The organism is Pseudomonas sp. P5_109, from assembly GCF_034009455.1.
Taxonomy (GTDB): Bacteria; Pseudomonadota; Gammaproteobacteria; order Pseudomonadales; family Pseudomonadaceae; genus Aquipseudomonas.
The window spans coordinates 628,090-654,930 of sequence record NZ_CP125380.1; the positions used below are offsets into that span (position 1 = coordinate 628,090).

The window sequence follows — 26,841 nt, forward strand, 5'->3', positions numbered from 1 at the left end:
GTGAGGTTGAGCGGCGCATATTCTGCCCTGTATCGGTGCCGAGCCGTTAGCTGGGTTTTTGCTCGGCCCATTTTGGCGCTATGGACGGTTGCCAGGCATCCAGTGCATCGAGCAGGGTTTGCGCTGATTCGCTCACCTGCAGCATGTCACGGTGCGGCGCGCGAACGAAGCCTTCGCCGACGATGTGATCAAGAAAACCGGTGAGTTTGCTGTAGAAACCGTTCACTTCCAGCAAACCCAGCGGTTTGCCGTGGTAGCCGAGCTGGCCCCAGGTCCAGACTTCGAACAATTCTTCCAGGGTGCCAAGGCCACCGGGCAGCGCGATAAAGGCATCGCTGAGCTCAGCCATCCGGGCCTTGCGCGCGTGCATGCCATCGACGACTTCCAGGCGAGTCAGGCCGCTGTGGCCGATTTCCTTGTCCTTGAGGCTTTGCGGGATGATGCCGATCACTTCACCACCGGCCGCCAAGGCTGCGTCGGCAACGATGCCCATCAGGCCCACGGCGCCACCGCCATACACCAGGGTCAGCTTGCGCTCGGCCAAAGCCCGGCCAAGGGCCACGGCGGCTTCGCGGTAAGCCGGGTTGGTGCCGGTGCTGGCGCCACAAAATACACAAACAGATGCTAAAGACATGCCTTTCTCCTTGGTCGATCAGGGCCACAGAGTAAAGGCAGGCGCACGGTACTCCAAGGGCTAGACTTGGTGTTCCCGGGTTTCGTACGTACCGCTGGCGCCGCAAGCGTAGGCGGCCAGCAAACTGCACAACAGGCTATTGATGGACATGACAGGCGTTCCATTTGAAGGAGGGACAAACTGATGATAGGGCCGGACCAGACACTTGGCCGGTAGATTGTTTGCATCGGGCTCATAGCCCGAAAGTTGTATACAATTTTTGATTCAAGTCATATGAACTTGCGAAGTTTTCAGGCAGTCTTCTGTTCATTCGCGATTTCGTTAACCCTGCCTTGGAGATTCACCATGTTTGCCAAACTCGCTGCGGTATCCCTGTTGACACTGGCTAGCAGCCAACTGATGGCTGCCGAGTGCAAGACCACCATTGACTCCACCGATCAAATGGCCTTCAGCACCAAGGCCATTGAAATCGACAAGACCTGCAAGACCTTCACTGTCGAGCTGACCCACTCCGGCAGCCTGCCGAAAAACGTCATGGGCCATAACTTTGTGCTGAGCAAAGAAGCCGACATGCAGCCGATCGCCACCGACGGCCTGGGCGCCGGCATCGACAAGAACTACCTGAAGGAAGGCGACGCCCGCGTGATCGCCCACACCAAGATCATTGGCGCCAAGGAAACCGATTCGGTGACCTTCGATGTGTCCAAGCTGGATGCCGCTGAGAAATACGGCTTCTTCTGCTCGTTCCCGGGCCACATCTCGATGATGAAAGGCACGGTTACCCTGAAGTAATCAGGCACACCGCGTCATCGTTCTTCGTGGGCAAGCCCGCTCCCACAGGGACGCCACCGTACCTGTGGGAGCGGGCTTGCCCGCGAAGGGGCCAGATGCATCGACGCATGTCTTGGCCAAAGAAAAAGCCCGCTGAAGCTCAACACTTCAGCGGGCTTTTTCATTCAATCACCAATCAAGGCGCAAACGGCATCACCCGCTTGTGATGGGTCTTGTTGTACGTGTCGCAAATGATCTTGAACGCTTCCTCGCGCACCGGGTTGCCGTGCAGGAAGGCGTCGATCTCGGCATAGGTCACGCCGTGGGACGCTTCGTCCGGTTTGCCGGGCGAGAGGTCTTCGAGGTCGGCGGTCGGGACTTTTTCCACCAACGACTCCGGCGCGCCGAAGCTGCGGGCGATGGCGCGGACCTGGTTTTTCACCAGGCCACTCAGTGGCGCCAGGTCGCAGGCGCCGTCACCGAACTTGGTGAAGAAACCCATCACCGCTTCCGCCGCGTGATCGGTGCCGATCACCAGGCCATGGGCCGCGCCGGCGATGGTGTACTGGGCGACCATGCGCATGCGCGCCTTGGTGTTGCCGAGCACGAAGTCCACCGACACCGCATGTTTGCCTTCGAAAGCCGCCACTTCATTGGCCAGGGCCTTGACCGCCGGGCCGATGTTCACGGTGTGGCGCTCGTCCGGCTTGATGAAGTCTACCGATGCCTGGGCGTCGTGCTCATCGAACTGGGTTTCGTAGGGCAGGCGCACGGCGATGAATTTGTACGCGGCATCACCGCTGCGCTGGCGCAGTTCACGGACGGCGCGCTGGGCCAGCAGGCCGGCGGTCAGGGAGTCGACACCGCCACTGATGCCCAATACCAGGGTCTTGAGGCCGGAATTGACCAGGCAATCCTGAATGAAGGTCACCCGCCGGGCGACTTCGACTTCTAGTGCTGCTTCGTCGGCGAATGGCGGCTGGACCTTGAGCTGTTCAGCAATCTCACGCTGTACGGCTTGCATGAATTCACTCCTTGCTTGATGTACTTGAAAGGGCGGCAGGAACCTGGAAAACGTGTCGCAGGTAAGCGACGAAATTCGGGTCTTTGCAGTGCGTCTTGCCTGGCTCGTCGGAGATCTTCGCCACCGGCTGGCCGTTGCAGGCGGTCATTTTAAGCACGATGCTCATCGGATCGACACCCGGAATATCACAGGTCAGGTTGGTGCCGATGCCGAAGCTGACATTGATCCGACCGCGCAGCGCCCGGAATATCTCCAGGGCCTTGGGCAGGGTCAGGCTGTCGGAGAAGGTCAGCGTCTTGCTCGTCGGATCGATGCCGAGCTTGTGATAGTGGGCGATGGCCTTTTCGGCCCAGAGCACCGGATCGCCCGAGTCGTGGCGCAAACCGTCGAAAAGCTTGGCGAAAAACAGGTCGAAATCGCCGAGGAAGGCATCCATGGTGATGCAGTCCGTCAGGGCAATCCCCAGCAGGCCCCGGTATTCGCGAACCCAGCAATCGAGTGCGGCAATCTGGCTGTCGATCAGCCGTGGGCCGAGTTGCTGGTGCGCCATGATCCATTCGTGGGCCATGGTGCCCAGCGGTTTCATGTCCAGTTCACGGGACAGGTGCACGTTGCTGGTGCCGACGAAGCGTCCGGGGAAGTCGTGCTTGAGCACGTTCACCACTTCTTCCTGCACACGGTAGGAAAAACGGCGACGCGTGCCGAAATCGGCCACCTGCAATTCGGACAATTCATCGCTGCTGGCGTTGACGCTCAGCCAGTCGAATTTACGGTAGAGCTGCTCGCGGACCTGCTCCAGCACGACTTCGGGATAGCGGTAGTGGTTGCGCACCTCGCTGACCAGCGCCAGCAGCGGCACTTCGAACAGGATCACATGCAGCCAGGGGCCCCGCAGGCGGATAAACAGCTCACCGTTTTCGATGCCGGTGTGGATGTAGCGCAGGTTGAAGCGAAACAGCCCGAGAAAGCGCAGGAAGTCCGGCTTCAGGAAGCTGATGCGCTCGAGAAAGCTCAACTGGTCGGCGCTCAGGCTCAGTTCGGCCAGGCGCTCGATCTGGAAGCGGATTTCCGCCAGGTACGGGCGCAAGTCCTCGCCGTTACGGCAACGAAACTCCCATTCGACTTCGACGTTTGGGTAGTTGTGCAGCACCGCCTGCATCATCGTCAGTTTGTAGAAGTCGGTGTCGAGCAGGTTCTGCACGATACGATCGGCAAACACACTCTCGCTCATAACGGGAATCTCCAGCGTTGACGCGGTATTGATCAGTGGCGCTAGTGGCGCATATCAGCGGCAGGGTTTACCAGCAATTTTTTAGACCGCAGCAGATCCCAGCAGGTGTGAGCTTTTGTGGCGAGGGGGCTTGCCCCCGTCGGGTTGCGCAGCAGCCCCAAAATTTGCAACTTCGTAGCTGGAGCTATTGCGACTGCTGCGCAGCCGAACGGGGGCAAGCCCCCTCGCCACAGGGAAAGTGCAAGACGTTAGTGCTGCTCCACATCCGGGCTATCAATCTGCTCCAGCATCCACTTCACAAAGTCCCGCACCTTGGGCACTTCCGCCGAATGCTCCGGGTACGCAAGGTAATAGGCGTCGGTGCTGGGCATTGCATGCTGCCACGGAATGACCAGTTTGCCGTCGGCCAGTTCCTCTTCCACCAGGAAGCGTGGCAACAGCGCGACGCCACAGCCAACCTGGGCGGCGCGGATGCACATATAGAAGGTTTCGAAGCGCGGGCCGTGGTAGCTGTGCTCGGTGTGGTAGCCCTGATGCTCGAACCAGTCATGCCAGGCCTGGGGGCGGGAGGCGTTTTGCAGCAGTACCAGATCGGACAATTGCGTCGGATCGGTGAACGGCGTGTCCGGCAGGCTGCCCGGGGCGCACACCGGCACCAGCTCTTCGCCGAACAGCTTCAGGCACTCGGTGCCGGGCCGCGAACCCTGGCCGAAGTAGAACGCCAGGTCGCTGCGCCCTTGCAGCAGATCGTCGGCCTCCTGCTCGCTGCACAGGTCCAGGTGGATCGACGGGTGCCGCAGGCGCCAGCCTTTGAGGCGCGGCACTAGCCAGCGTGCGCCGAAGGTGGGAGGTGTCGAGACGCGTAGGACTTCTGTTTCACCACCGTAGGAACGCAGGTAATGGGTCGACATCTCGACTTGCGTGAGGATTTTTCGCACCTCAACCAGGTAAAGATCGCCGGCCGGCGTCATCTGCAGGCGGCGGCGCACCCGGCGAAACAGCAGGTGCTGCAACAGCTCTTCGAGTTGCGCGACCTGTTTGCTCACGGCGCTCTGGGTCAGGTTCAGCTCTTCGGCGGCCCGAGTGAAGCTCAAGTGCCGGGTGACGGCCTCGAAGCACTGCAGCGCAGCGATCGATGGCAGGTAGCGTTTATTCAGCATGGGCGGTCCTTGGTTCTTGTTTCTTATTGCCAGCAATGCACAGCATGAATAAACGGAATGATATCTCTCTTAATGGTCGTTTGTTGAGTAACCTCCGGGCAGCTAAAACTACAGGTCTGATCAGCCGTGAATTTCCGGCTGCACGTGTTCTGTCTTTTGCTTGAGGAGTAACCCATGGTTGCCGCATTGCTTGATCGTCTAGGTGTGAACCCGGCCCTGTACCAGAACGGCAAAGTGCCGGTGCACTCGCCGATCGATGGCAGCACGATTGCCGCCGTGAACTGGGAAGGCGCGGCTGAAGTCGAGCAACACATCAGTCGCGCAGATCATGCGTTCGAACTGTGGCGCAAGGTCCCGGCACCGCGCCGTGGCGAGTTGGTGCGGCAATTGGGTGACATCCTGCGTGAATACAAGGCCGACCTCGGCGAGTTGGTGTCCTGGGAGGCCGGCAAGATCACCCAGGAAGGCCTGGGTGAAGTTCAGGAAATGATCGACATCTGCGACTTCGCCGTTGGCCTGTCGCGCCAGTTGTACGGTTTGACCATCGCCTCCGAGCGTCCTGGCCACCACATGCGCGAAACCTGGCATCCACTGGGCGTTGTCGGCGTGATCAGTGCGTTCAACTTCCCGGTCGCGGTCTGGGCCTGGAACGCCACGCTGGCGCTGGTCTGCGGCAACCCGGTGATCTGGAAGCCGTCGGAAAAGACGCCACTGACCGCACTGGCTTGCCAGGCCTTGTTCGATCGCGTGCTGAAGAACTTCAGCGATGCGCCACCGCACCTGAGCCAGGTGGTCATCGGCGGTCGCGATGCCGGCGAAGCCCTGGTCGATGATCCGCGTGTCGCACTGGTCAGCGCCACCGGCAGCACCCGCATGGGCCGTGAAGTTGCGCCGAAAATCGCCGCGCGCTTCGCCCGCAGCATTCTCGAACTGGGCGGCAACAACGCTATGATCCTCGGCCCAAGCGCCGACCTGGACATGGCCGTTCGCGCGATCCTGTTCAGTGCCGTCGGCACCGCCGGTCAGCGCTGCACCACCCTGCGTCGCCTGATCGCCCATGAATCGGTGAAAGAAGAAATCGTCACCCGCCTGAAAGCTGCGTACTCGAAAGTGCGTATCGGTCATCCGCTGGAAGGTAACCTGATCGGCCCGTTGATCGACAAGCACAGCTTCGACAACATGCAGGACGCGCTGGAGCAGGCCTTGAGTGAAGGCGGCCGGGTGTTTGGCGGTGAGCGTCAGTTGCAAGACAAGTTCCCGAATGCCTACTACGTATCGCCGGCGATCGTCGAAATGCCGGAGCAGAGCGACGTGGTGTGCCACGAAACCTTCGCCCCGATCCTGTACGTGGTCGGTTACAGCGATTTTCAGGAAGCCCTGCGCCTGAACAACGCCGTGCCACAAGGCCTGTCCTCGTGCATCTTTACCACCGACGTGCGTGAAGCCGAGCAGTTCATGTCGGCGGTGGGCAGCGACTGCGGCATCGCCAACGTCAACATCGGCCCGAGCGGCGCGGAAATCGGCGGCGCGTTTGGTGGCGAGAAAGAAACCGGCGGCGGTCGCGAGTCCGGCTCCGATGCATGGCGCGGCTACATGCGCCGCCAGACCAACACCGTGAACTATTCGCTGGAGTTGCCGTTGGCCCAGGGCATTACGTTCGATTGAGTCTCGAATAGGGCGGTGATCCCCTGTGGGAGCGGGCTTGCTCGCGAAAGCGGTTTATCAGTCACATTGATGCTGGATGTGCCGACGCATTCGCGAGCAAGCCCGCTCCCACATTTGAATTGTGTGTTTGTTAGGTTTCTGCCTGGAGTCTGGCAATGCCGTTACGTGAAGAGTGTCTGTGGGAAAAACTGACGCCGCAAAGGCCGGACAATTCGGCCCTCAAGGGGGAGGTCACGGTGGATGTCTGCGTCATCGGCGCCGGGTTTACCGGTCTGTCGGCAGCGGTGCATCTGCTGGAACAAGGCAAGAGTGTTTGTGTGCTCGAGGCCCATCGCGCCGGTCACGGTGGCTCGGGGCGCAACGTCGGGCTGGTCAACGCCGGGATGTGGATTCCACCGGACGAGATCGAAGCCGGATTTGGCAGCGAAGTCGGCAGCCAGCTCAACCGCATGCTCGGTGCGGCACCATCCCTGGTGTTCAGCCTTGTGGATAAATACAACATCGATTGCCAGTTGCGCCGCGAAGGCACGTTGCACATGGCGCACAACGCCCGTGGCGAAGCCGACTTGCGCAGTCGTGAAGAACAGTGGAAACGTCGCGGCGCGCCGGTGGAATTGCTCACTGGTCAGGCCTGCGTGCAAGCCACCGGCACCAAAAAGATCGCCGCCGCGCTGCTCGATCGCCGGGCCGGCACGCTCAACCCGATGGCCTACACCACGGGGCTGGCCAAGGCGGCCATCGGCCTGGGCGGTCAATTGTTCGATCATTCCCCGGTCACCCGACTCGAACGCCAGGGCCAGCGCTGGTCAGTGCAGACCGCCCAGGGTTCGGTCATGGCCGAGAAAGTGGTGATTGCCTCCAATGCCTACACCGAAGGCGACTGGACGGAGCTGCGGCGCAATTTCTTCCCCGGTTATTACTATCAGGTGGCCTCGGTCCCGCTGACCGAAGAGGCTGCGCAGCAAATTCTTCCCGGCGGCCAGGGTTCCTGGGACACCCGTCAGGTCCTGAGCAGTATTCGTCGGGATAAAGACGGACGCCTGCTGCTGGGCAGCCTCGGCAATGGCAATCAGAAACCGGCCTGGTTTCTCAAGGCCTGGGCCGACCGGGTGCAGCAGCACTATTTTCCGTACCTCAAACCGGTGGAGTGGGAGTGCACCTGGACCGGTTGCATTGCCTTCACCCCCGATCATTTGATGCGTCTGTTCGAGCCGGCGCCCGGTTTAGTGGCCGTCACCGGTTACAACGGGCGAGGCGTGACCACGGGAACGGTGGTCGGCAAGGCCTTTGCCGATTACCTGTGTAACGGAAATCCTCAAGCGCTACCGATTCCTTTTGCCCCCATGCAGGCTTTGGCCGGGGTGGGGTTGCGCAGCTGTCTGTATGAGGCGGGGTTCTCGCTGTATCACGCAGGCCAGTGCCTGCGGATCGTGATCTGAAGGTTGATTTTTGCAGTGGAAAGCGGCGCTTTTTCGATCTGCAGCTAGCCTGTAGTGGTGCGGGTTGTAGCAGTCCCTGCACCAGCAGTGTGCACTTCGGTGACGCACGTTGTTACAGGCTGGTTGCACGTCGTTTAAAGCCGCGGTTGCAATGATGGCGCAGGCGGGTTGCGCCTCAAAGAAATAATGGTTTTACCTTCCGCGGTTTAGACGGTTGCACGCCCAATGAAAATGGGTCCGAAACAGTCGAAATAACAAGAAAGCAGCGACTTTTTTCAGAATAAAAAACCGATGGCACGGCCCTTGCTCTGAGCATTCAGTGAAGTCGCAGTGCCAACTAAAAAAAACCATGGAGCACCACCTCATGTCCCAGACGTTTTACAAGAAAGGCTTTCTGGCCCTTGCAGTGGCAACTGCGTTGGGTGTTTCTGCGTTTGCTCAGGCTGACATCAAGATCGGCGTAGCGGGACCAATGACGGGCGCCAACGCGGCATTTGGCGAACAGTATATGAAGGGTGCACAGGCGGCGGCCGATGCGGTCAACGCGTCGGGCGGCGTGAACGGGGAAAAAATCGTACTGGTCAAGGGCGATGACGCCTGCGAACCGAAACAGGCTGTGACGGTCGCCAAGGATCTGACCAACCAGAAAGTCGCCGGCGTGGTCGGTCACTTCTGCTCTTCCTCGACCATCCCGGCTTCTGAGATCTATGACGAAGCGGGCATCATCGCGATCACCCCAGGCTCCACCAACCCGGCCGTTACCGAACGCGGCCTGAGCGCCATGTTCCGTATGTGCGGGCGTGACGACCAGCAAGGCATCGTAGCCGGCGACTACATCGTCGACGTGCTCAAGGGCAAGAAAGTGGTCGTGCTGCACGACAAGGACACCTATGGCCAGGGCCTGGCTGATGCCACCAAGGCTCAGCTTGAAAAACGCGGCGTGAAGCCTGTGCTGTATGAAGGCCTGACCCGTGGCGAGAAAGACTTCAGCACCATCGTGACCAAGATCCGCGGTGCCGGCGCTGACGTCGTCTACTTCGGTGGCCTGCATCCGGAAGCCGGTCCTCTGGTGCGTCAACTGCGTGAACAAGGCCTGAAAGACGTCAAGTTCATGTCCGACGACGGCATCGTGACCGACGAACTGGTGACCACCGCTGGCGGTCCGCAATTCGTTGACGGCGTGCTGATGACCTTCGGCGCCGACCCACGCCTGCTGCCAGACAGCAAGACCGTGGTAGATGCGTTCCGCAAGGCCGGTACCGAACCTGAAGGCTACACCCTGTACGCCTACGCTTCGGTGCAGACCCTGGCTGCAGCCTTCAACGGCGCCAAGTCCAACAAGGGCGAAGACGCAGCTGCATGGCTGAAGAAGAACCCGGTCAAGACCGTCATGGGCGAGAAGACCTGGGACTCCAAAGGCGACCTGAAAATCTCCGACTACGTTGTTTACCAGTGGGACAAGGATGGCAAATACCACCAGCTGGAAAAACAGAAGTAAGGGCTGACTCGACAGGCTGAACCCCACAGATCCCTTGTGGGAGCGGGCTTGCCCGCGAATGCGCCAGATCAGTCGACATCAATGTTGGCTGATACACCGCTATCGCTGGCAAGCCAGCTCCTACAGAGGGGGGGCTACCTGATCGTGATTGACATTGCTCCGACGTATATCTGTATTTTCCTTAGAAGAACCGCACCCCCCTCAGGTGTGCAGGTTCTCATTGCGTGAGATTGCGTTATGGATGGTATTTTCCTGCAGCAACTGGTCAATGGCCTGACCCTCGGGTCGGTCTATGGCCTGATCGCCATCGGCTACACAATGGTCTATGGCATCATCGGCATGATCAACTTCGCCCACGGTGAGGTTTACATGATCTCCGCTTACCTCGCGGCGATCAGTCTGGCTCTGCTGGCTTACTTCGGTATCGAATCTTTCCCGCTGCTGATGCTCGGCACACTGATTTTCACCATCATCGTCACGGCGGTGTATGGCTGGGTCATCGAGCGTGTCGCCTACAAACCCCTGCGTAACTCCACCCGACTGGCACCGCTGATCAGCGCCATCGGTATTTCCCTGATCCTGCAAAACTACGCACAGATCGCCCAGGGCGCGAAGCAACAAGGTGTTCCGACTCTGCTCACGGGTGCCTGGCGCGTTGATATCGGCACCGGTTTTGTGCAGTTGACCTACACCAAGGTCTTCATCCTGATCGCCGCGTTTGTCGGGATGGGCCTGCTGACCTACATCATCAAGTACACCAAGCTCGGCCGCATGTGCCGTGCAACCCAGCAAGACCGCAAGATGGCTTCGATTCTGGGGATCAACACCGACCGGGTGATTTCCTACGTGTTCATCATTGGTGCAGCGATGGCGGCCCTGGCCGGCGTGCTGATCACCATGAACTACGGCACATTCGACTTCTATGCCGGCTTCATCATCGGGATCAAGGCGTTCACCGCCGCAGTACTCGGCGGGATTGGCTCACTGCCTGGCGCGATGCTTGGCGGGATCATTCTCGGCATTTCCGAGTCGCTGTTTTCCGGTCTGGTGAACTCGGACTACAAGGACGTTTTCAGCTTCTCGCTGCTGGTCCTCGTTCTGGTCTTTCGGCCTCAAGGCCTGCTCGGCCGTCCTCTTGTGTCGAAGGTGTAAGCGATGTCTTCAACCACTAAAAAAACCATTGATATCAAAAAAAGTCTGGTTGACGCGATTCTTGCCGGCCTCATTGCCCTGATTGTGTTCGGACCGATTGTCGGCGTCGTTCTCGATGGCTATGGCTTCAACCTGGAAACCACCCGGGTGGCGTGGATCGTGGCGATCGTCATGGCCGGTCGCTTTGCCTTGAGCATGTTCCTGCAGACACCCAAGGGCCTGAAAATCCTCGAAGGCTTTGAATCGACAGGCTCCGGGGTGCACGTGCTGGCGCCTGACTACAAGTCGCGGCTGCGCTGGATCATCCCGCTGGTCATCGTGATCGCCGTGGTGTTCCCGTTTTTCTCCAACTCCTACCTGTTGGGCGTGGTCATCCTCGGACTGATCTATGTGCTGCTGGGGCTGGGGCTGAACATCGTGGTCGGCCTGGCCGGCCTGCTTGACCTTGGCTACGTGGCGTTCTACGCCATCGGTGCCTACGGTCTGGCGCTCGGGTATCAATACCTGGGGCTGGGGTTCTGGACGGTGCTGCCGCTGGCGGCGATCACCGCCGGCCTGGCCGGTTGCATCCTCGGTTTCCCGGTGCTGCGCCTGCACGGTGACTACCTGGCGATCGTGACCCTGGGCTTCGGTGAGATCATCCGCCTTATTCTCAACAACTGGTTGTCGCTGACGGGCGGCCCGAATGGCATGCCGGCACCGCTGCCGACGTTCTTCGGCCTGGAGTTCGGCAAGCGGGCGAAGGATGGCGGCGTACCGTTCCATGAGTTCTTTGGCCTCACCTACAACCCGGACGTGAAGTACTACTTCATCTACGCAGTGCTGTTCCTGGTGGTGCTGGCCGTGCTGTATATCAAGCATCGCTTGACCCGCATGCCGGTGGGCCGCGCCTGGGAAGCCCTGCGCGAAGATGAAATCGCCTGCCGTTCCATGGGCCTGAACCACGTGCTGGTCAAGCTCTCGGCGTTCACCATTGGTGCCTCGACGGCGGGTCTGGCAGGGGTGTTCTTCGCCACCTACCAGGGCTTCGTCAACCCGACCTCGTTCACCTTCTTCGAATCGGCCCTGATCCTCGCCATCGTGGTACTCGGCGGCATGGGCTCAACCATCGGTGTGGTCATCGCGGCCTTCGTATTGACCGTGGCTCCGGAGCTGCTGCGCGGCTTTGCCGAGTACCGTGTGCTGCTGTTCGGCATCCTGATGGTGTTGATGATGATCTGGAGACCGCGCGGCCTGATTCGGATCAGCCGTACCGGTGTGACCCCGCGTAAAGGAGTAGCGCCATGAGCGAAGTCGTACTCAGTGTCGAAAAGCTGATGATGCACTTCGGCGGCATCAAGGCGTTGAGCGATGTCAGCCTGAAGGTCAAACGCAATTCGATCTTCGCCCTGATCGGCCCCAACGGCGCCGGCAAGACCACCGTGTTCAACTGCCTGACCGGGTTCTACAAGGCCTCCGGCGGCAAGATCGAACTCAACATTCGTGGGCAACAGACCAACGTCATCAAACTGCTGGGCGAGTCGTTCAAACCAACGGATTTCGTTTCGCCGAAATCCTTCGCCAGTCGGCTGTTCTACAAGGCGTTCGGTGGCACTCACCTGGTAAACCGCGCCGGGCTGGCGCGTACGTTCCAGAACATTCGCCTGTTCAAGGAAATGTCGGTGCTGGAAAACCTGTTGGTGGCCCAGCACATGTGGGTCAACCGCAACATGCTGGCCGGCATCCTGAACACCAAGGGCTACCGCAAGGCCGAAAGCGATGCGCTCGACCATGCGTTCTACTGGCTGGAAGTCGTGGACCTGGTGGACTGCGCCAACCGCCTGGCCGGCGAGTTGTCCTACGGTCAGCAGCGCCGTCTGGAAATCGCCCGTGCCATGTGCACCCGTCCGCAGATCATCTGCCTCGACGAACCGGCTGCCGGCCTCAACCCTCAGGAAACCGAAGCGCTGAGCGCGATGATACGGCTGCTGCGCGACGAGCACGATCTGACCGTGGTGCTGATCGAACACGACATGGGCATGGTTATGAGTATTTCCGACCACATCGTGGTGCTGGACCACGGCATCGTCATCGCCGAGGGCGGACCCGATGCGATTCGTAACGACCCGAAAGTGATCGCGGCCTACCTGGGCGCCGATGAAGAGGAAGTGGTGCTATGAGCCAACCCATCCTCGAACTCAAGAACCTGGACGTGTTCTACGGGCCTATCCAGGCCCTGAAGAAAGTCTCGCTGCACATCAACGAAGGGGAAACCGTCAGCCTTATCGGCTCCAACGGCGCCGGCAAGTCGACCCTGCTGATGTCGATTTTCGGCCAGCCAAGGGCGGCGGACGGGCAGATCCTCTACCAGGGCGTGGACATTACCCACAAGTCGTCCCACTACATCGCTTCCAACGGCATCGCGCAATCGCCGGAAGGGCGGCGGGTGTTCCCCGACATGACAGTCGAAGAAAACCTGCTGATGGGCACCATCCCTATCGGTGACAAGTACGCCAAGGAAGACATGCAACGCATGTTCGAGCTGTTCCCGCGGCTCGAAGAGCGACGCACCCAGCGGGCGATGACCATGTCCGGCGGCGAGCAGCAGATGCTCGCCATCGCCCGTGCCCTGATGAGCCGTCCCAAGTTGTTGCTGCTGGATGAGCCGAGCCTGGGCCTTGCGCCGATCGTGGTGAAGCAGATCTTCGCAACCCTGCGGGAATTGGCCAAGACCGGTATGACCATCTTCCTGGTGGAGCAGAACGCCAACCACGCACTGCGGTTGTCGGACCGGGCGTATGTGATGGTCAACGGGGAAATCCGCATGACCGGCACCGGCAAGGAGTTGTTGGTCAACGAGGATGTGCGTAACGCCTATCTCGGCGGTCACTGAGTTTCAGTGGTTATACACAAGCCCCGGCGCGCAATCGCCGGGGCTTTTTTACATCTCCATTACCCCACCAGTCCCCTGTAGGAGCGAGCTTGCTCGCGAAGGTCTCCAGGGCAACGCGTTCATCCAGAATGTTCGCGTTATCGTTGACGCCCATCGCGAGCAAGCTCGCTCCTACAGGGTTCGGTGACGGCATTCGGGGAAATTGTGGAAAACAAAATTTCCGAGCTCCGAAACCGCGACATAAAGCCGCTGCAAATAGTTGTTTTGCCACGGTTTTGACTTGTCCCCGTTTGCTGTGGAACCGGCTGTGAATAACGTGGGAGTAGCTGGCTGGAGGCCTTTAAAATCGTGGCTTGCAGAGCTTTGGCTATTTTTTGATCAAGTGTTTTTGCTCAGCTTGAAGGCCGCTTTGTCAACCCTTTTGTTCGGGGTGAAAGTCTGTGGAATCGCTGTCGGCAAGCCTGTGGATAAGTCTGTGGTTAAACTCTGGAAAGACTCGGCTGAAGGCCGTGGTTACTGGCTTGGCGCCATCGCTGGTTTGACCCGCCAGTCATGAAAATCGCCAAGGGCTACACAGCGGACGGTTGAGGGTCAAGCAAAAAAGTTTCAAAACCCCGCGCAGAGCCTTGTGGATAGCGGCTTGCAGCTTTTTCACTTGCCCCCAAAGACTGTGGACCGGCCTGTGGATAACGTGCGCGCACATGGCTGCAGGCCACGCTGGCCAAGGGGTTGCCGGGGTTGAGCGTTTTTTGAACAGTTTGAACGGTGGTTGCCGCTGTGAACAAGGCCGGGCATGCTGCCTGCTGATTTTCTATTCCAATGGCTGGCGATCAGCCGAAGCAAGGAGAACACGATGTCCAACACCCTGTTTATTACCGGCGCGACCTCCGGTTTTGGTGAAGCCTGTGCCCGTCGTTTTGCCGAGGCCGGCTGGAAACTGGTGCTGACAGGCCGTCGTGAAGAGCGCCTCAATGCGCTGTGCGCCGAGCTGTCGAAGCAGACCGAAGTCCATGGCCTGGTGCTCGATGTGCGTGATCGCAAGGCCATGGAGGAGGCGATTGCCAATCTGCCGCCATCCTTTGCCAAACTGCGCGGGTTGATCAACAACGCCGGGCTGGCCCTGGGTGTTGATCCGGCGCCCAAGTGCGACCTGGACGATTGGGACACCATGGTCGATACCAACGTCAAGGGCCTGATGTACAGCACCCGCCTGCTGTTGCCGCGCCTGATCGCTCACGGTCGCGGTGCTGGCATCGTCAACCTGGGCTCCATCGCCGGCAACTACCCGTACCCGGGCAGCCACATCTATGGCGCGACCAAGGCGTTCGTCAAACAGTTCTCCCTGAACCTGCGCTGCGACCTGCAGGGCACGGGCGTACGGGTCAGCAACATCGAACCGGGCCTGTGCGAGAGCGAGTTCTCGCTGGTGCGTTTTGCCGGTGATCAGGAGCGCTACGACGCCACTTACGCCGGCGCCGAGCCGATTCAGCCGCAAGACATCGCCGAGACTATTTTCTGGGTGCTTAACGCTCCGGCGCACATCAATATCAACAGCCTGGAACTGATGCCGGTCAGCCAGACCTGGGCCGGGTTTGCTATTGATCGCAGTGGTGGCAAGGCTTAATACAGAGTCATCGTTCTTCGCGAGCAAGCCCGCATTTGACCGCGATCCAATGTGGGAGCGGGCTTGCTCGCGAAGGGGCCGGCTCAGGTGACACAAAGCTTCAGCTAGACTCCTCCCTCAAGCAGCCCGCCACACCCGGCGGTCTAGAGGTATTAGAGGAGATCCAGTGAGTAATCGAGGCGAGCAGTCGCTGCTCAAACAATCGACCTTCCTGATGCTCGCCGTGACGTTCGCCGGGATCATCACCGGTTTTGTCTCTGGCGCCCAATCCATCCTGTTCGATGGCTTCTTTTCGTTAATCGCGGCCTTCATCAAGGTGCTGATGCTGATCACCGCCAAGCTGATCGCCAAGGAAAGCAATCAGCGCTTCCAGTTCGGCTCCTGGCACCTGGAACCCATGGTGTTGGTGATCGAGGGTTGCTTCATTTTCCTGGTCGCCATTTATGCCTTTCTCAACGGTGTGTTCGGCATCATCAGTGGTGGCCGCGAGGTCGAGCTCGGGCTGGTGATCTTCTACGCGGCGTTCTTCACTGTCGTTGAGCTCATTTATTTCTTTTACGTCCGCCATCGCAATCGCACACTCAAATCATCGCTGATCCAGTTCGACAACATCAGTTGGCTGGTGGACGCGATGCTGTCGGCGGGACTGTTGGTGAGTTTCCTCATCGCGCTGCTGCTCAAGACTCAGGGCTACGACCAGTGGGCGGTGTATGTCGACCCGATGATCCTGATTCTGCTGGCCTTGGGCATGCTTCCCCCGGCCTTCAAAATCCTCGGCCCGGCCTTGCGCGATGTCTTGGGGATTGTCCCGGATCAATTGGACGACAAGGTGCGTCAGGTGATGGAGGTGGCGAAGGTCGAGCATGGTTTCGACGACTACATTTCCTACGTGCAGAAACACGGCAGGGCCTGTTTTATCGAGATTCACATCGTATTGCCGAAGGATTACTGGCTGGACGGTGTGGGGCAGTTGGACAGCTTGCGCGAGGAGATATCCACAAAGCTTGGCGAGCCGGATGCCGCACGATGGCTGACCATCAGCTTTACCGGGGACCGCAAGTGGATTGAGTGACCAGTGAAAGATCTGTGGCGAGGGAGCTTGCTCCCGCTCGGCTGCGAAGCAGCCGTAAAGCAGGTTAACGCGCTACGTCAGATGAAAGGTGGCAGCCAATGTGTGGGGGGGGCGCTTCGCACCCCGACGGGAGCAAGCTCCCTCGCCACAGAGTCAGTCGAGATATTCCGCCAACCCGTGATAACAGGTCGCCAGGTGATAAGGCGTGGTCGACGGCATGTCGCGGCGGCTGACTTCACCCTGTTCATCACGGCATTCATACCAACCGCCCGCATGCAGCGAGCGTTGCTGCAATGCCTGCAATTGACGCAGGACAGCTGCTTCGCTGTCCGGGCGCAGCGTCAACGCGCGCAGGTATTCGGCCTGGGCCCAGATACGCTGCGTGGCGTCCCGCACGCCGCCATCCGATTCAAGGTCGAGCATCGCCCGTACGGCGCCAGTCTGCTGTTCGACGCCCACTTGCTCGGTAAAGGCGAAGGCCCGCTCCAGATCGGCGTGCAGCGTCGAAGTGCGCAACAGCGCCGAAGATTCCAGCAGGAAATACCATTCGAACTGGTGCCCCGGTTCAAACCAGTTATCCACAGACCCCAGCGGCTTTTCCATCAATACGCCGTGCTGCGGATCGATAAACCGCGCGTGCATGGCTGTGCATAACTCGACGAGCGCGTGTTGCACGTCGAGGTCCTCACGCACCGACAGAGTGGCGAGGAACGCTTCGGCCAGGTGCATCAGCGGGTTTTGCAAAGGGCCGCTATCCAGCGATGCCCAGTCGCGGTCGAGCGTGGCTTCGTACAGACCGTCGTCCGTGGCGAAACGCTGCGCAATCACTTCCAGCGAGGCGTTGAGTACCGACTCGACCAAGGGCTCGCGGACCTTGTCCCAGTAATGGGCGCAGGCGAACAGGATGAAGGCGTGGGTATAGAGGTCTTTACGCTGATCCAGCGGCGCCCCTTGTGCATCGACGCTGTAGAACCAGCCACCGTGCTCGGCATCGTGGAAGTGCCGTTGCAACGAGCGGAACAAGGCGGCGGCACGCTCTTCGGCGCCCGGCACCTGATCGATCAGGCTGGCAAACAGATACAACTGCCGCGCACAGGCCATGGCCCGATAGCGTTGCGGTGGCAGCGGCTGGTGTTCGGCATCCAGCGCCTCGTAGGGCAACGCCATGTCGGCGTTCCAACCCGGACCTTGCCAAAGCGGCACGATGACGTTCAGGAAGTGCTGTTGCACCGAGGCGAACAGGGCGGTCAGTTCAGGCTGAGAGGCGGAGCGGGAAACAGGCGGCATTGGCTGGCGTCGTCACGGCAGGGGCGATTGCGCGACATGTTAGCAGGCCTGAGAGGGGTGGTGTCTGTCAGGCCGCTTTCGCGAGCAAGCCCGCTCCCACAATGGAGTTGTGTACACAGCACCCATGTGGGAGCGGGCTTGCTCGCGAAGAGGCCGTGGAAGGCGCTAGAGAATTAACCTGCCAGCAACCACACCCCGGTCGCCGCCGAAGCCGCGCCCGCCAGTCGCACCAGAGGCGCTGCGGCCTGCGGCAACACTCGCACCAGCGCATAACCCGCCGCGTGCAACACCGCGGTCGCCGCGACAAAACCTGTGGCGTAGGTCCAGGGACTCGACATGTCGGGCAGTTCCAGTCCGTGCGCGACGCCATGGAACAGCGCAAACAACGCCGTCGCCCCTACCGCCATCACCAACGGTGGACGCACTGCCAACGCAACCGCCAGCCCCAAAGCCAGCACGGAAGCGGCAATCCCGCTCTCCAGGGCTGGCAGGTTCAGTCCTTCAAAACCCAGCAATCCGCCGATCAGCAGGGTGCCGACGAAGGTGCACGGCAGCGCCCAGCGTGCGACGCCTTGTTGCTGTGCAGCCCAGAGACCGACCGCGAGCATCGCCAGCAAGTGGTCGAGACCGCCAAGCGGATGGCTTATACCGGCGATCAAACCGTTGTCGCCGTGCCCCGGGTGGGCGAAGGCGAGGGCCGGGGTCAGCAGTAGTGCCAAGGCGCCGAGAATGCGTTTGAGTGTCATGGATAAGCTTCCTTGTTGAAATCGTGATCAGGCCGCGGTCAGCAAGCCCTGGCGTTCGATGAAGGCGATGATCTGTTCCAGGCCCTGGCCGGTTTTCTGGTTGCTGAACACGAACGGCTTGCCGTTGCGCATGCGCGTGGTGTCACTGTCCATCAGCGTCAGCGACGCCCCTACCAGCGGCGCGAGGTCGATCTTGTTGATCACCAACAGGTCGGATTTGCAGATCCCCGGCCCACCCTTGCGCGGCAGCTTGTCGCCGGCCGAAACGTCGATCACGTAGATCGTCAGGTCGGACAGTTCCGGGCTGAAGGTGGCGGAGAGGTTGTCGCCACCGGACTCCACCAGAATCAGGTCCAGGCCCGGAAAGCGGCGGTTCAGTTGATCCACGGCTTCGAGGTTGATCGAGGCGTCTTCGCGGATGGCCGTGTGCGGGCAGCCGCCGGTTTCCACGCCAATGATGCGTTCCGGCGCCAGGGCTTCGTTGCGCACCAGAAAGTCGGCGTCTTCGCGGGTGTAGATGTCGTTGGTCACCACGGCCAGGTTGTAGCGCTCGCGCAGGGCCAGGCACAGGGCCAGGGTCAGGGCGGTTTTACCGGAGCCGACCGGGCCGCCGATGCCGATGCGCAGGGGTTGTGTGTTCATGTGATTCTCCAAAACAAGGGGGCCCTAGGAACGGAACAGGCGGCTGTATTGGCGCTCGTGGGCCATACACGCCAGGGACAGGCCGAAAGCGGCGCTGCCGTAATGGTCGGGATCGATTTGAGTGGCGTTGTGTTGAGCTTGTTGAAGCAGCGGCAACAGTTCGCTGGTCAGGCGCTGGGCGGCTTGCTGACCCAGTGGCAAGGTTTTCATCAGCACCGCCAACTGGTTTTCCAGCCAGCTCCATAGCCACGCGGCCAGGGCGTCCTGCGGGCTGATCTGCCAGGCGCGCGCGGCCAACGCCCAACCCAGGGCCAGGTGGGGCTCGGTGCGTTGTTCGAGAAATGCGCGAGCCGCAGCGTCAAGCTCCGGCAAGCCGTTGAGCAATTGCTGCAACGAGTAGCCCATCTGCCGGCTCTCCTGATGCAATTCGCGGGTTTCGCGACTGGCGCGGTGTTCTTCGCAGCGTTGCAGCAATTTGCCCCAGTTTTCTGCCGTGGCGGCCACGCAATGAGCCAGCAGCAATGGCGCTTCGAAGCGCGCCAGATTCAACAGCAACTGATCGCTGATCCAGCGTCGGGCGCTGTCGGGGTCATGAACGCGGCCGTTATCCACAGCCATCTCCAGCCCTTGGGAGTAGCTGTAGCCGCCAATCGGCAATTGCGGACTGGCCAGGCGCAGCAGCGCCCAGGCCGGGTTCATGGGCGTACGCCGAACTGGTGCAGTTTCGGCGCGTAGTTGAAGTCTTCATCGCCATGGCGCGAATGATGATGGCCACCGCCGTAGGCGCCATGTTCCGGCTGGAACGGCGCTTCGATGTTCTCGGTATGGGCGCCGAGTTGTTCAAGCATGGCCTTGAGCACGTAGTCGTCGAGCAGGCGTAACCAGCCGCTGCCGACTTGCAGGGCGACATGGCGGTTGCCCAGGTGATAGGCCGCGCGGGTCAGTTCGAAGGCATTGGCGCAGGTGACGTGCAGCAATTGTTCGGGGCGGGCGCAGACACGCACGATTCGCCCGTCTTCGGCTTGCAGGTATTCGCCGTCAAACAACGGCGGCTGGCCTCGCTCCAGAAACAACCCGACGTCCTCGCCCTCGGCACTGAAACAGCGCAAACGGCTTTTGCTGCGAGCCTCGAACGTCAAGTGCAGTTCGGCGGCCCAAAGGGGTTGAGGGTCGATTCTGCGATGAATCACCAGCATCGGAAGGCTTCCAGCAATGGACAATGCTCAGGCTAGAGCAAGGGGCTTGCCAATCGACGCGATGTGTAGGAAATGGCTGTGGGATGGGTCGGATAAGTTGCGAGGTGATGGGCTTTTTGGATGAAGTTGGTGCGCTGTTTTTGATTTGCGCACCAAGTTGAGGCGGTGAGGTTCAGTGTGGGAGCGGGCTTGCTCGCGAAAGCGGAGTGTCTGTCACATGAATGCTGAATGTGCTGGCGCCTTCGCGAGCAAGCCCGCTCCCACAGGTTTATTCGGTGCTTCCCAGCCCTTGCCAATGCTTGAGGCCGATAAAGATAAACCGCAGCTGCTGAGTGATTTTCGCCTGGGGCGTCAGGTGTTCGGGCAAGGCTTCGGCTGGCGGATCGATGATGTCCGGCAGGGTGGCGAACACGCTTTTGACGATCAGGTCCGCCATGACGCTCAGGTCGTCGATGTCCAGATGCTGCAGTTTTGGCATCAGTGACAAATCCGCCGCCAGGTCCGAACTGATGTTTTCACGCAAGCGGCCGATGGCCTGGCGCACCGGCAGCGAACCACCGTATTGCTCGCGGGCGAGAAACAGGAACTGCGAACGGTTGGCGCTGACCACGTCGAGAAAGATCCGCACCGAGGCATCGATGATGCCGCCCATCACGAACTCGTTGTGCCGTACCAGGCGAATGGTTTCGCGGAATGTCTGGCCGACTTCGCTGACCAGCACCAGGCCCAGTTCATCCATATCGGCAAAATGGCGATAGAAACCGGTCGGTACGATGCCGGCGGTTTTCGCGACTTCGCGCAGGCTCAGGCTGCCGAATCCTCGGCCGCCATCCATCAGGCGCCGGGCAGCGTCCATCAGGGCGTTACGGGTCTGTTGTTTCTGTTCGGCGCGGGGCAGCATTGCAAGGGCGTTTTCTGGATGGGGACGCGGCGCACTCTAGCAAATCGGCTTTGCCGGCGTCGAACGACTGTAGGGGGGATCAAGCGGGGAGATGCGATATCTATCAAGCGGACCGCTGAAAAGTCAAAAGCCCAATCCGGGGATTGGGCTTTTTTTCAGGGCGGCCATGGGGCTTAGCTCAGGGCGCTGTTGCGTTCGATCACACGGTCACCACCGCCTTCAGCGAGGGTTTGACCTTGTGGAGTGCGATCCGAACCGTCGGCAGCCAGGGCCTGGCCTTGTGGAGTGCGGTCGGAACCGTCAGCGGCAAGGGTTTGACCTTGTGGAGTGCGATCGGAACCATCAGCAGCCAGGGTTTGACCTTGTGGGGTGCGATCGGAACCGTCAGCGGCCAAGGTTTGACCTTGTGGAGTGCGATCGGAACCATCGGCTGCCAGGGTTTGGCCTTGTGGGGTGCGGTCCGAGCCATCCTGAGTGATCAGGCCTTTTTCTTTCAGGCGATCGTTACCGCCTTCGGCAAGGGTCTGGCCTTGAGGAGTGCGGTCCGAGCCATCGGCGGCGACGGTTTGGCTGAACACCGAGCGGCTGTCTTTCACTTGAGGAGTCGCTTGATCAGCGGCAGGCAGTGCAAAAGCAGTGCTGGCCAGCATTGAGAGGGTAAGGCTAAGCAGTAGTTGGCGTTTCATGATTGTTTTGCTCCTCGGGGGTGCGAAAAAGTGGGTACGAGGGCAATGCTACTCTCGATAAGTCGATATAAAAGTTCATAAACGCAATGGTAATAATCAACGGAATTGATTGTTTGCTGCGCAGGCTCTAGATCGGGCGTTTCCGGCGAGTTGTCTTGCACCGGTTTGGGTATTTTCGACTCACCTGTGCCATGCAGAAGTGCGAGGCCGGTAACGCTGAATGACTGATGGGTCAGTATTGGACTGGTCGAATTCGGCGAAATCGGCCTTTCGATTAAACCTGCCGGGCTTTTATCAGTCGTAGACTTCATGGCGAGCCGCTTCCGGCTCACCGTTTCACATGTGCGTCGCAGTCGGGGCGCTCAGTCGTATCAGGAGCCCTGTGCAATGACGCGCACCCAAAAGACGTTTGTCTGGACCCTTTCCACTTTTCTGACCTTGCTGGTGTTGCTGGTACTGATCATCGTGTTCTTCGACTGGAACCGGATCAAACCGCCGCTCAACGCCAAAGTTTCCGAAGAACTGCACCGTGCTTTTGCCATCAACGGCAATCTGTCGGTGGTCTGGCGGCCCGAGCCCGATGAAAGCGGCTGGCGCGCCTGGGTGCCGTGGCCCCATGTGGTGGCCGAGGACCTCAGCCTGGGTAATCCGGACTGGTCGAAGCAAGCGCAGATGGTCACCCTCAAGCGTGTCGAGTTGCGTATTTCTCCCCTGGCGTTGCTGGCGCAGCGGGTGGTGATCCCGCGTATCGATCTCACTGAACCGAATGCCGAGCTGCAACGCCTGGCTGACGGGCGTGCCAACTGGACGTTCAAGTTCGACCCTAAAGACCCGACCGCAGAGCCATCCAGCTGGGAGGTGGATATCGGCGCGATCGGTTTCGACAAGGGCCACGTCACCCTCGACGACCAGAGTCTGAAGACTCAACTCGACGTGCTGATCGATCCATTGGGCAAACCGATCCCGTTCAGCGATATCGTCGGTGATAAAGCGGCGAAAGCCGCGCAGGAAAAGGGCTCCTCACCCCAGGATTATGCGTTCGCCCTCAAGGTCAACGGCCAGTACCACGGCCAGAAACTCGCGGGCCAGGGCAAGATTGGCGGGCTGTTGGCGCTGCAGGACGCGGCGCGGCCGTTTCCGCTCCAGGCACAGGTGAGGATTGCCGATTCCAGCGTCGAATTGGCCGGCACCCTGACCGATCCGCTGAACCTCGGCGCACTGGACCTGCGCCTGAAACTGACCGGCACCAGCCTGGGCAACCTCTACCCGCTGACCGGTGTGATCCTGCCGGACACACCTCCCTATGCCACCGACGGCCATCTGATCGCCAAGCTGCATGAAACCGGTGGCGCGGTGTTCCGCTATGAAGAATTCAACGGCAAGATCGGCGAGAGCGACATCCACGGCAATCTGACCTATGTCGCCAGCCAGCCACGGCCAAAACTCAGCGGCTCGCTGCTGTCCAATCAACTGCTGTTCGCCGATCTGGCGCCGCTGATCGGTGCCGATTCCAACGCCAAACAGAAGGCCCGTGGCGGTGACAGCAAACAACCGGCGGACAAAGTGCTGCCGGTCGAAGAGTTCAAGACCGATCGCTGGCGCGATATGGACGCCGATGTCGAGTTCACCGGCAAGCGCATCGTGCACAGTGAAAAACTGCCGTTCAACGACCTCTATACCCATCTGGTGCTCACCGATGGCGTGCTCAGTCTCGAGCCGCTGCGCTTCGGCGTGGCCGGCGGCAAGCTGGATGCGCAGATTCGCCTGAACGGACACACCGACCCACTGGAAGGCCAGGCAAAACTGACCGCGCGCGGGTTCAAGCTCAAACAGTTGTTCCCCGGTTTTGAGCCGATGAAAACCAGTTTCGGCGAACTCAACGGCGATGCCGATATCAGCGGGCGCGGCAACTCGGTGGCCAAGTTGCTGGGCAGCGCCAATGGCAATCTGAAAATGCTGATCAATGATGGTGCCATCAGTCGCGAACTGATGGAGCTGGCGGGCTTGAACGTCGGCAACTACGTGGTGGGCAAGATCTTTGGTGACAAGGAAGTAAAGATCAACTGCGCGGCCGCCGACTTCGGCATCCAGTCCGGCCTGGCCAGTACCCGCTTGTTTGTGTTCGACACCGAGAACGCAGTCGTCTACATCGATGGCACCGCGAACATGGCGACCGAACAACTGGACCTGACCATCACCCCGGAATCCAAGGGTTGGCGCCTGATTTCATTGCGCTCGCCACTGTATGTGCGCGGCAAGTTCATCAAGCCCGATGCGGGGGTCAAGGCCGTGCCATTGATGTTGCGCGGGGCCGGGATGGTGGCACTGGGGGTGATCGCCGCACCGGCGGCCGGGTTGTTGGCGCTGGTGGCGCCGAGTGGTGGCGAGCCGAATCAGTGTGCGCCGTTGCTGGAGCAGATGAAGATGGGCAAGGCGCCCAAGACGGTAAAAAACTGAGGGTGCCGGTGAACAGTTCAAGCGCCCCGATTCGGGGCGTTTGAACGTATTGCAGGCTCGATCTTTCAGTTCAAGTCGGGGGGGGCAGGGATGTGCAGCAGTTTTGTTTCAATTTTGCACCCGAGTTTCTTGAGGACATCTTCTCGTATCTCATTGTAATAACGCTCATCCAGTAAACAGCACAACTGCCAACTGTTGGTCTGGTCGTTATTGATGGCGTTCAGTACAGGCTGGACGAGTAGTTCGCTTTCCAGCTCGTGGGTCGTTTCGAATGTCACTTGCAGGGTGACTACGGTTTTATCGTTGCGAATAATTGTGAGCAATGCAGCCGTTGAAGCCGTTGCATGGGGGTTGGATTCACTCACGGTAGCGTTTCTTTGAAGTTTCTCGACGATTGCCCTGATCGCTGGTGAGTCAGGCTGGAGATTTGTCAGGTGACCCCATGCATTGGTGAGCGCTTGCCGTTCATCTTTTGACAAGGTACTCCCTGCGCATTCTCCAATGAGACTCAACAGACTGCTGTTTTCAAAGTCGAGGCGCTGGTTCCCTCGGCTATTACCCATCCAGCCAATTTTTTGAACGGTAGCTGTATAAGTTGGCCAGGAAACCACAGGGTTATCGCTTTTTTTTGACGCTACCAGTTCGCCAAACAGGCTGGACGATAAGATGTCTTTTTTAAAGCTGTCTTCGTGCAGTCCACAAAAAACTGTTATGTTTCCATTAATTAGCCAAGTGTCGAAAATGATATTTTTCATGTGTTGTCCTGCGCGAAAGTGTGCACAAAAAGTTGTTTAAATCGGAAGGTTAGGCCGATTTAAACATGTTGGTGGCGGTTACATTTCATCGAGGTCAGGCATATCGATAATGTACTTCTTGCCGGTCGCGCTGAATTTGTTGTACAGGTCATCGCGCAGGCCGGAAAAAACTTTGCTGTCCAGGTAAGTACGAACAGCGCCGGTTTTTATTGTGGTGGACTGCTGGGTCGACTTCCAGAACAGAATGCCGCGGGTGCTCTCCCTTGCATCCAGGGAAATGCAGTTGAGGACCATATTCGGTTGCATGTTGTTGTCCACCCAGATCGGTGCAATGTCGAATTTCGCCTGCTTGCCCAGCTTTTGGTTACGATCAAACAACTGAATGACGCCGGGATTTTTCTGCACTGCTTCGACGGTCTTTTTAGCAACATCAGCCAGAACCTTTGCAGCATTGCCGCCAATCAACCCTGCGGTCACTTCGAGCGCAACCTGATCCATCGTCAGGCCAACTTTCCGGATGGTAACTTCCTGGATATTCCTGTTTTGCGTCACCCAGCCCAGTTTGCTCAGGCCGTCGACATAGTAGCGGTACCATTCGAAAAGTTGCGCATCTTCGGGGAATTTTTTGGTGGCCGCGTTCTGCATGACGAGTTTGCACAAGTTGATGTCGCTGATGTTTTCCTTCGAAACGCCGGGCAGGAAGGCGTCGATAGTGCCGGGCATTACACTGGCGGTTGGTTTGTTGATGTCGTGCTCAGGTTCATTTGAAAGCGAATCAGAGTAAAATGCCGAACGCTGTATCTGGATCGGTAAGGACGGCAGGGAGTCAATGAATTCCAGTCGTTGTTCAAGTAGCATAAAAGTAATCCTTTACTTGTTTGTGTGAATAGCCGGTTGGCTGGAGTTGTTAGGATAATTCCATTATTCTTAAAGTCTAGTTGAGGTTTGTAACTTGGATTTTTTAGTTGTGTTTAGTGTTGGTGGTGTGTGGTTGTTTTTAGTGTGCGGGGCAATCTAAAGTTATTGCTCAACTAAAAACTATTTGAACTGTTGTCGATTCCGCTCAGCGCACCGCATGCCCGGACAACAATGCCTCTTCACGCAGCCACGCAAAAAATGCCCGAACCGGTGGATGCCGCTCACGCCCCGGCACACACAACGCGCTGTAGCCGGCACCCTCGACCTGGATTTCCCCCCGGTAAGGCAACAACAGCCCGCTGGCCACGCTTTCCGACACCAGAATATTGCTCGCCAATACCAGGCCTTGCCCGGCAATCGCCGCTTGCAGGGCGTAATGCTCTTCGTCGTATTCGCGCACGGCGGGCCGGTCGTTCAGCCAGGTTTCACCGGATCGCGCGCACCAAGCCTCCCAGCCGTGGGCATAGAGTTTGGAGTTGTGCCAGCGCACGCTGATCAGCACCGGTGTGCGACTCGACGCCAGGGCCACTTGCTCGGGGGACCCATAGACACCGAAGGACTCATCGAACAGGCACTGGCCGTACAGGTTGGGGTAATCGTCGAGGCTGTAGCGCACCACCAGATCGACACTGGCGTCCTGATGCAGATCGATGACTTCGCAATGGGTATCCAGACGTACGCTGATGTTCGGGTGCCGGGCGTAGAAACGTCCCAACCGTGGCACCAGCCACAGCGCGGCAAAGGCCGCGGTGGTGGAGACCGTCAGGTTGGCGCTGCTGCGTTGTGGGCGCAGTGTATCGACACTTTGCGCCACTTCCAGGAAGGCCCCGTGCAGGCTCTGGAACAGCCGTTCGCCGCATTCGGTCAGGCGCACCTGGCGTGGCAAGCGCTCGAACAACGGCACGCCGAGCCAACTCTCCAGGGAGCGGATCTGATGGGACACAGCCGTCGGGGTGACCGACAGTTCTTCGGCGGCGGCCTTGAAGCTCAACAGGCGTGAGGCGGATTCGAAGGCACGCAGGGCGGTCAACGGCAACGAAGCAAACATTGAACACTCCATGGATGAAATACATTCATCCAGACTGATTTCTGCTCATTTGAACGAGAGCGG

General features: G+C 59.4%; 26 protein-coding genes. 12 read left to right on the plus strand and 14 right to left on the minus strand.

The genetic code is table 11. The annotated features are described in order from the left end of the window. Positions 1-46: 46 nt before the first annotated feature. Positions 47-634 carry a TIGR00730 family Rossman fold protein gene (locus QMK54_RS02680; protein ID WP_110660081.1) on the minus strand — a complete coding sequence of 196 codons (588 nt, stop codon included), beginning with the start codon at positions 632-634 and terminating at the stop codon, positions 47-49. A 345-nt stretch (positions 635-979) separates the two neighbouring features. On the opposite strand from QMK54_RS02680, the gene azu reads away from it, so the two are divergent. Further along, complete coding sequence (gene azu / locus QMK54_RS02685; RefSeq protein WP_110660082.1) at positions 980-1,426, plus strand: azurin; 447 nt, start codon at positions 980-982, stop codon at positions 1,424-1,426. A gap of 175 nt (positions 1,427-1,601) precedes the next feature. Here the strand turns inward: azu and nadE are convergent, their stop codons facing one another. The 3 genes from nadE to QMK54_RS02700 all read right to left on the minus strand — a co-directional run bounded on the left by nadE (position 1,602) and on the right by QMK54_RS02700 (position 4,820). After that, positions 1,602-2,429, minus strand: a complete 828-nt coding sequence (gene nadE / locus QMK54_RS02690) for an ammonia-dependent NAD(+) synthetase (RefSeq protein ID WP_320401999.1) — start codon at positions 2,427-2,429, stop codon at positions 1,602-1,604. A 4-nt stretch (positions 2,430-2,433) separates the two neighbouring features. Continuing rightward, positions 2,434-3,660 carry a nicotinate phosphoribosyltransferase gene (gene pncB / locus QMK54_RS02695; protein WP_320402000.1) on the minus strand — a complete coding sequence of 409 codons (1,227 nt, stop codon included), beginning with the start codon at positions 3,658-3,660 and terminating at the stop codon, positions 2,434-2,436. Between the two features lie 248 nt (positions 3,661-3,908). After that, the gene (locus tag QMK54_RS02700; RefSeq protein ID WP_110660058.1) at positions 3,909-4,820 is read right to left on the minus strand and encodes a LysR family transcriptional regulator; all 912 of its coding nucleotides are present in this window, start codon (positions 4,818-4,820) and stop codon (positions 3,909-3,911) included. Positions 4,821-4,994: 174 nt separating this feature from the next. Between QMK54_RS02700 and QMK54_RS02705 the strand changes: the two genes are divergently transcribed. The 10 genes from QMK54_RS02705 (at position 4,995) to QMK54_RS02750 (ending at position 16,142) form a co-directional block, all read left to right on the plus strand. Next, positions 4,995-6,485: an aldehyde dehydrogenase family protein gene (locus QMK54_RS02705; protein ID WP_223593935.1), complete on the plus strand. Its 1,491-nt coding sequence runs from the start codon at positions 4,995-4,997 to the stop codon at positions 6,483-6,485. 155 nt (positions 6,486-6,640) lie between these two features. After that, a complete protein-coding gene (locus QMK54_RS02710; RefSeq protein WP_320402001.1) occupies positions 6,641-7,924 on the plus strand; it encodes an FAD-binding oxidoreductase in 1,284 nt (427 codons plus the stop codon). Positions 7,925-8,288: 364 nt separating this feature from the next. Beyond that, positions 8,289-9,422, plus strand: a complete 1,134-nt coding sequence (locus QMK54_RS02715; protein WP_110660055.1) for an ABC transporter substrate-binding protein — start codon at positions 8,289-8,291, stop codon at positions 9,420-9,422. Between the two features lie 237 nt (positions 9,423-9,659). After that, positions 9,660-10,574 carry an ABC transporter permease subunit gene (locus tag QMK54_RS02720; RefSeq protein WP_110660054.1) on the plus strand — a complete coding sequence of 305 codons (915 nt, stop codon included), beginning with the start codon at positions 9,660-9,662 and terminating at the stop codon, positions 10,572-10,574. Between the two features lie 3 nt (positions 10,575-10,577). Next, entirely contained in the window at positions 10,578-11,861 is a 1,284-nt protein-coding gene (gene livM, locus QMK54_RS02725) for a high-affinity branched-chain amino acid ABC transporter permease LivM (RefSeq protein ID WP_110660053.1), read from the plus strand. Beyond that, the gene (locus tag QMK54_RS02730; protein WP_110660052.1) at positions 11,858-12,733 is read left to right on the plus strand and encodes an ABC transporter ATP-binding protein; all 876 of its coding nucleotides are present in this window, start codon (positions 11,858-11,860) and stop codon (positions 12,731-12,733) included. Before livM ends, QMK54_RS02730 begins: the two co-directional genes overlap by 4 nt. Beyond that, positions 12,730-13,446, plus strand: a complete 717-nt coding sequence (locus tag QMK54_RS02735; protein WP_110660051.1) for an ABC transporter ATP-binding protein — start codon at positions 12,730-12,732, stop codon at positions 13,444-13,446. Before QMK54_RS02730 ends, QMK54_RS02735 begins: the two co-directional genes overlap by 4 nt. Before the next feature lie 307 nt (positions 13,447-13,753). Beyond that, positions 13,754-14,002: a hypothetical protein gene (locus tag QMK54_RS02740; protein WP_320402002.1), complete on the plus strand. Its 249-nt coding sequence runs from the start codon at positions 13,754-13,756 to the stop codon at positions 14,000-14,002. A 297-nt stretch (positions 14,003-14,299) separates the two neighbouring features. Further along, the gene (locus QMK54_RS02745) at positions 14,300-15,070 is read left to right on the plus strand and encodes an SDR family oxidoreductase (protein WP_320402003.1); all 771 of its coding nucleotides are present in this window, start codon (positions 14,300-14,302) and stop codon (positions 15,068-15,070) included. A gap of 166 nt (positions 15,071-15,236) precedes the next feature. Next, positions 15,237-16,142: a cation diffusion facilitator family transporter gene (locus tag QMK54_RS02750; protein ID WP_320402004.1), complete on the plus strand. Its 906-nt coding sequence runs from the start codon at positions 15,237-15,239 to the stop codon at positions 16,140-16,142. 153 nt (positions 16,143-16,295) lie between these two features. Here QMK54_RS02750 and QMK54_RS02755 read toward each other — a convergent pair whose 3' ends face one another. The 7 genes from QMK54_RS02755 to QMK54_RS02785 form a co-directional block, all read right to left on the minus strand. After that, entirely contained in the window at positions 16,296-17,429 is a 1,134-nt protein-coding gene (locus QMK54_RS02755; protein WP_320402005.1) for an AGE family epimerase/isomerase, read from the minus strand. A gap of 173 nt (positions 17,430-17,602) precedes the next feature. Further along, positions 17,603-18,175: a HupE/UreJ family protein gene (locus tag QMK54_RS02760; protein WP_320402006.1), complete on the minus strand. Its 573-nt coding sequence runs from the start codon at positions 18,173-18,175 to the stop codon at positions 17,603-17,605. A gap of 27 nt (positions 18,176-18,202) precedes the next feature. Beyond that, complete coding sequence (ureG, locus tag QMK54_RS02765; RefSeq protein WP_320402007.1) at positions 18,203-18,817, minus strand: urease accessory protein UreG; 615 nt, start codon at positions 18,815-18,817, stop codon at positions 18,203-18,205. Between the two features lie 24 nt (positions 18,818-18,841). After that, a complete protein-coding gene (locus QMK54_RS02770) occupies positions 18,842-19,516 on the minus strand; it encodes an urease accessory protein UreF (protein ID WP_320402008.1) in 675 nt (224 codons plus the stop codon). Then, complete coding sequence (ureE, locus tag QMK54_RS02775) at positions 19,513-20,013, minus strand: urease accessory protein UreE (protein ID WP_320402009.1); 501 nt, start codon at positions 20,011-20,013, stop codon at positions 19,513-19,515. Before ureE ends, QMK54_RS02770 begins: the two co-directional genes overlap by 4 nt. Positions 20,014-20,281: 268 nt before the next feature. Next, entirely contained in the window at positions 20,282-20,914 is a 633-nt protein-coding gene (locus tag QMK54_RS02780; RefSeq protein ID WP_110662896.1) for a TetR family transcriptional regulator, read from the minus strand. A 173-nt stretch (positions 20,915-21,087) separates the two neighbouring features. Further along, positions 21,088-21,600: a hypothetical protein gene (locus QMK54_RS02785; RefSeq protein WP_320402010.1), complete on the minus strand. Its 513-nt coding sequence runs from the start codon at positions 21,598-21,600 to the stop codon at positions 21,088-21,090. Between the two features lie 387 nt (positions 21,601-21,987). Between QMK54_RS02785 and QMK54_RS02790 the strand changes: the two genes are divergently transcribed. Next, the gene (locus tag QMK54_RS02790) at positions 21,988-24,057 is read left to right on the plus strand and encodes an AsmA family protein (RefSeq protein ID WP_320402011.1); all 2,070 of its coding nucleotides are present in this window, start codon (positions 21,988-21,990) and stop codon (positions 24,055-24,057) included. Positions 24,058-24,122: 65 nt separating this feature from the next. Here QMK54_RS02790 and QMK54_RS02795 read toward each other — a convergent pair whose 3' ends face one another. From QMK54_RS02795 to QMK54_RS02805, 3 genes are all read right to left on the minus strand, one after another. Then, a complete protein-coding gene (locus QMK54_RS02795) occupies positions 24,123-24,812 on the minus strand; it encodes a hypothetical protein (protein ID WP_320402012.1) in 690 nt (229 codons plus the stop codon). 78 nt (positions 24,813-24,890) lie between these two features. Further along, positions 24,891-25,670, minus strand: a complete 780-nt coding sequence (locus QMK54_RS02800) for a hypothetical protein (protein WP_320402013.1) — start codon at positions 25,668-25,670, stop codon at positions 24,891-24,893. 205 nt (positions 25,671-25,875) lie between these two features. Then, positions 25,876-26,790 (minus strand): LysR substrate-binding domain-containing protein, encoded by a 915-nt coding sequence (locus tag QMK54_RS02805; protein WP_320402014.1) that lies wholly within the window; start codon positions 26,788-26,790, stop codon positions 25,876-25,878. Positions 26,791-26,841: the final 51 nt, after the last annotated feature.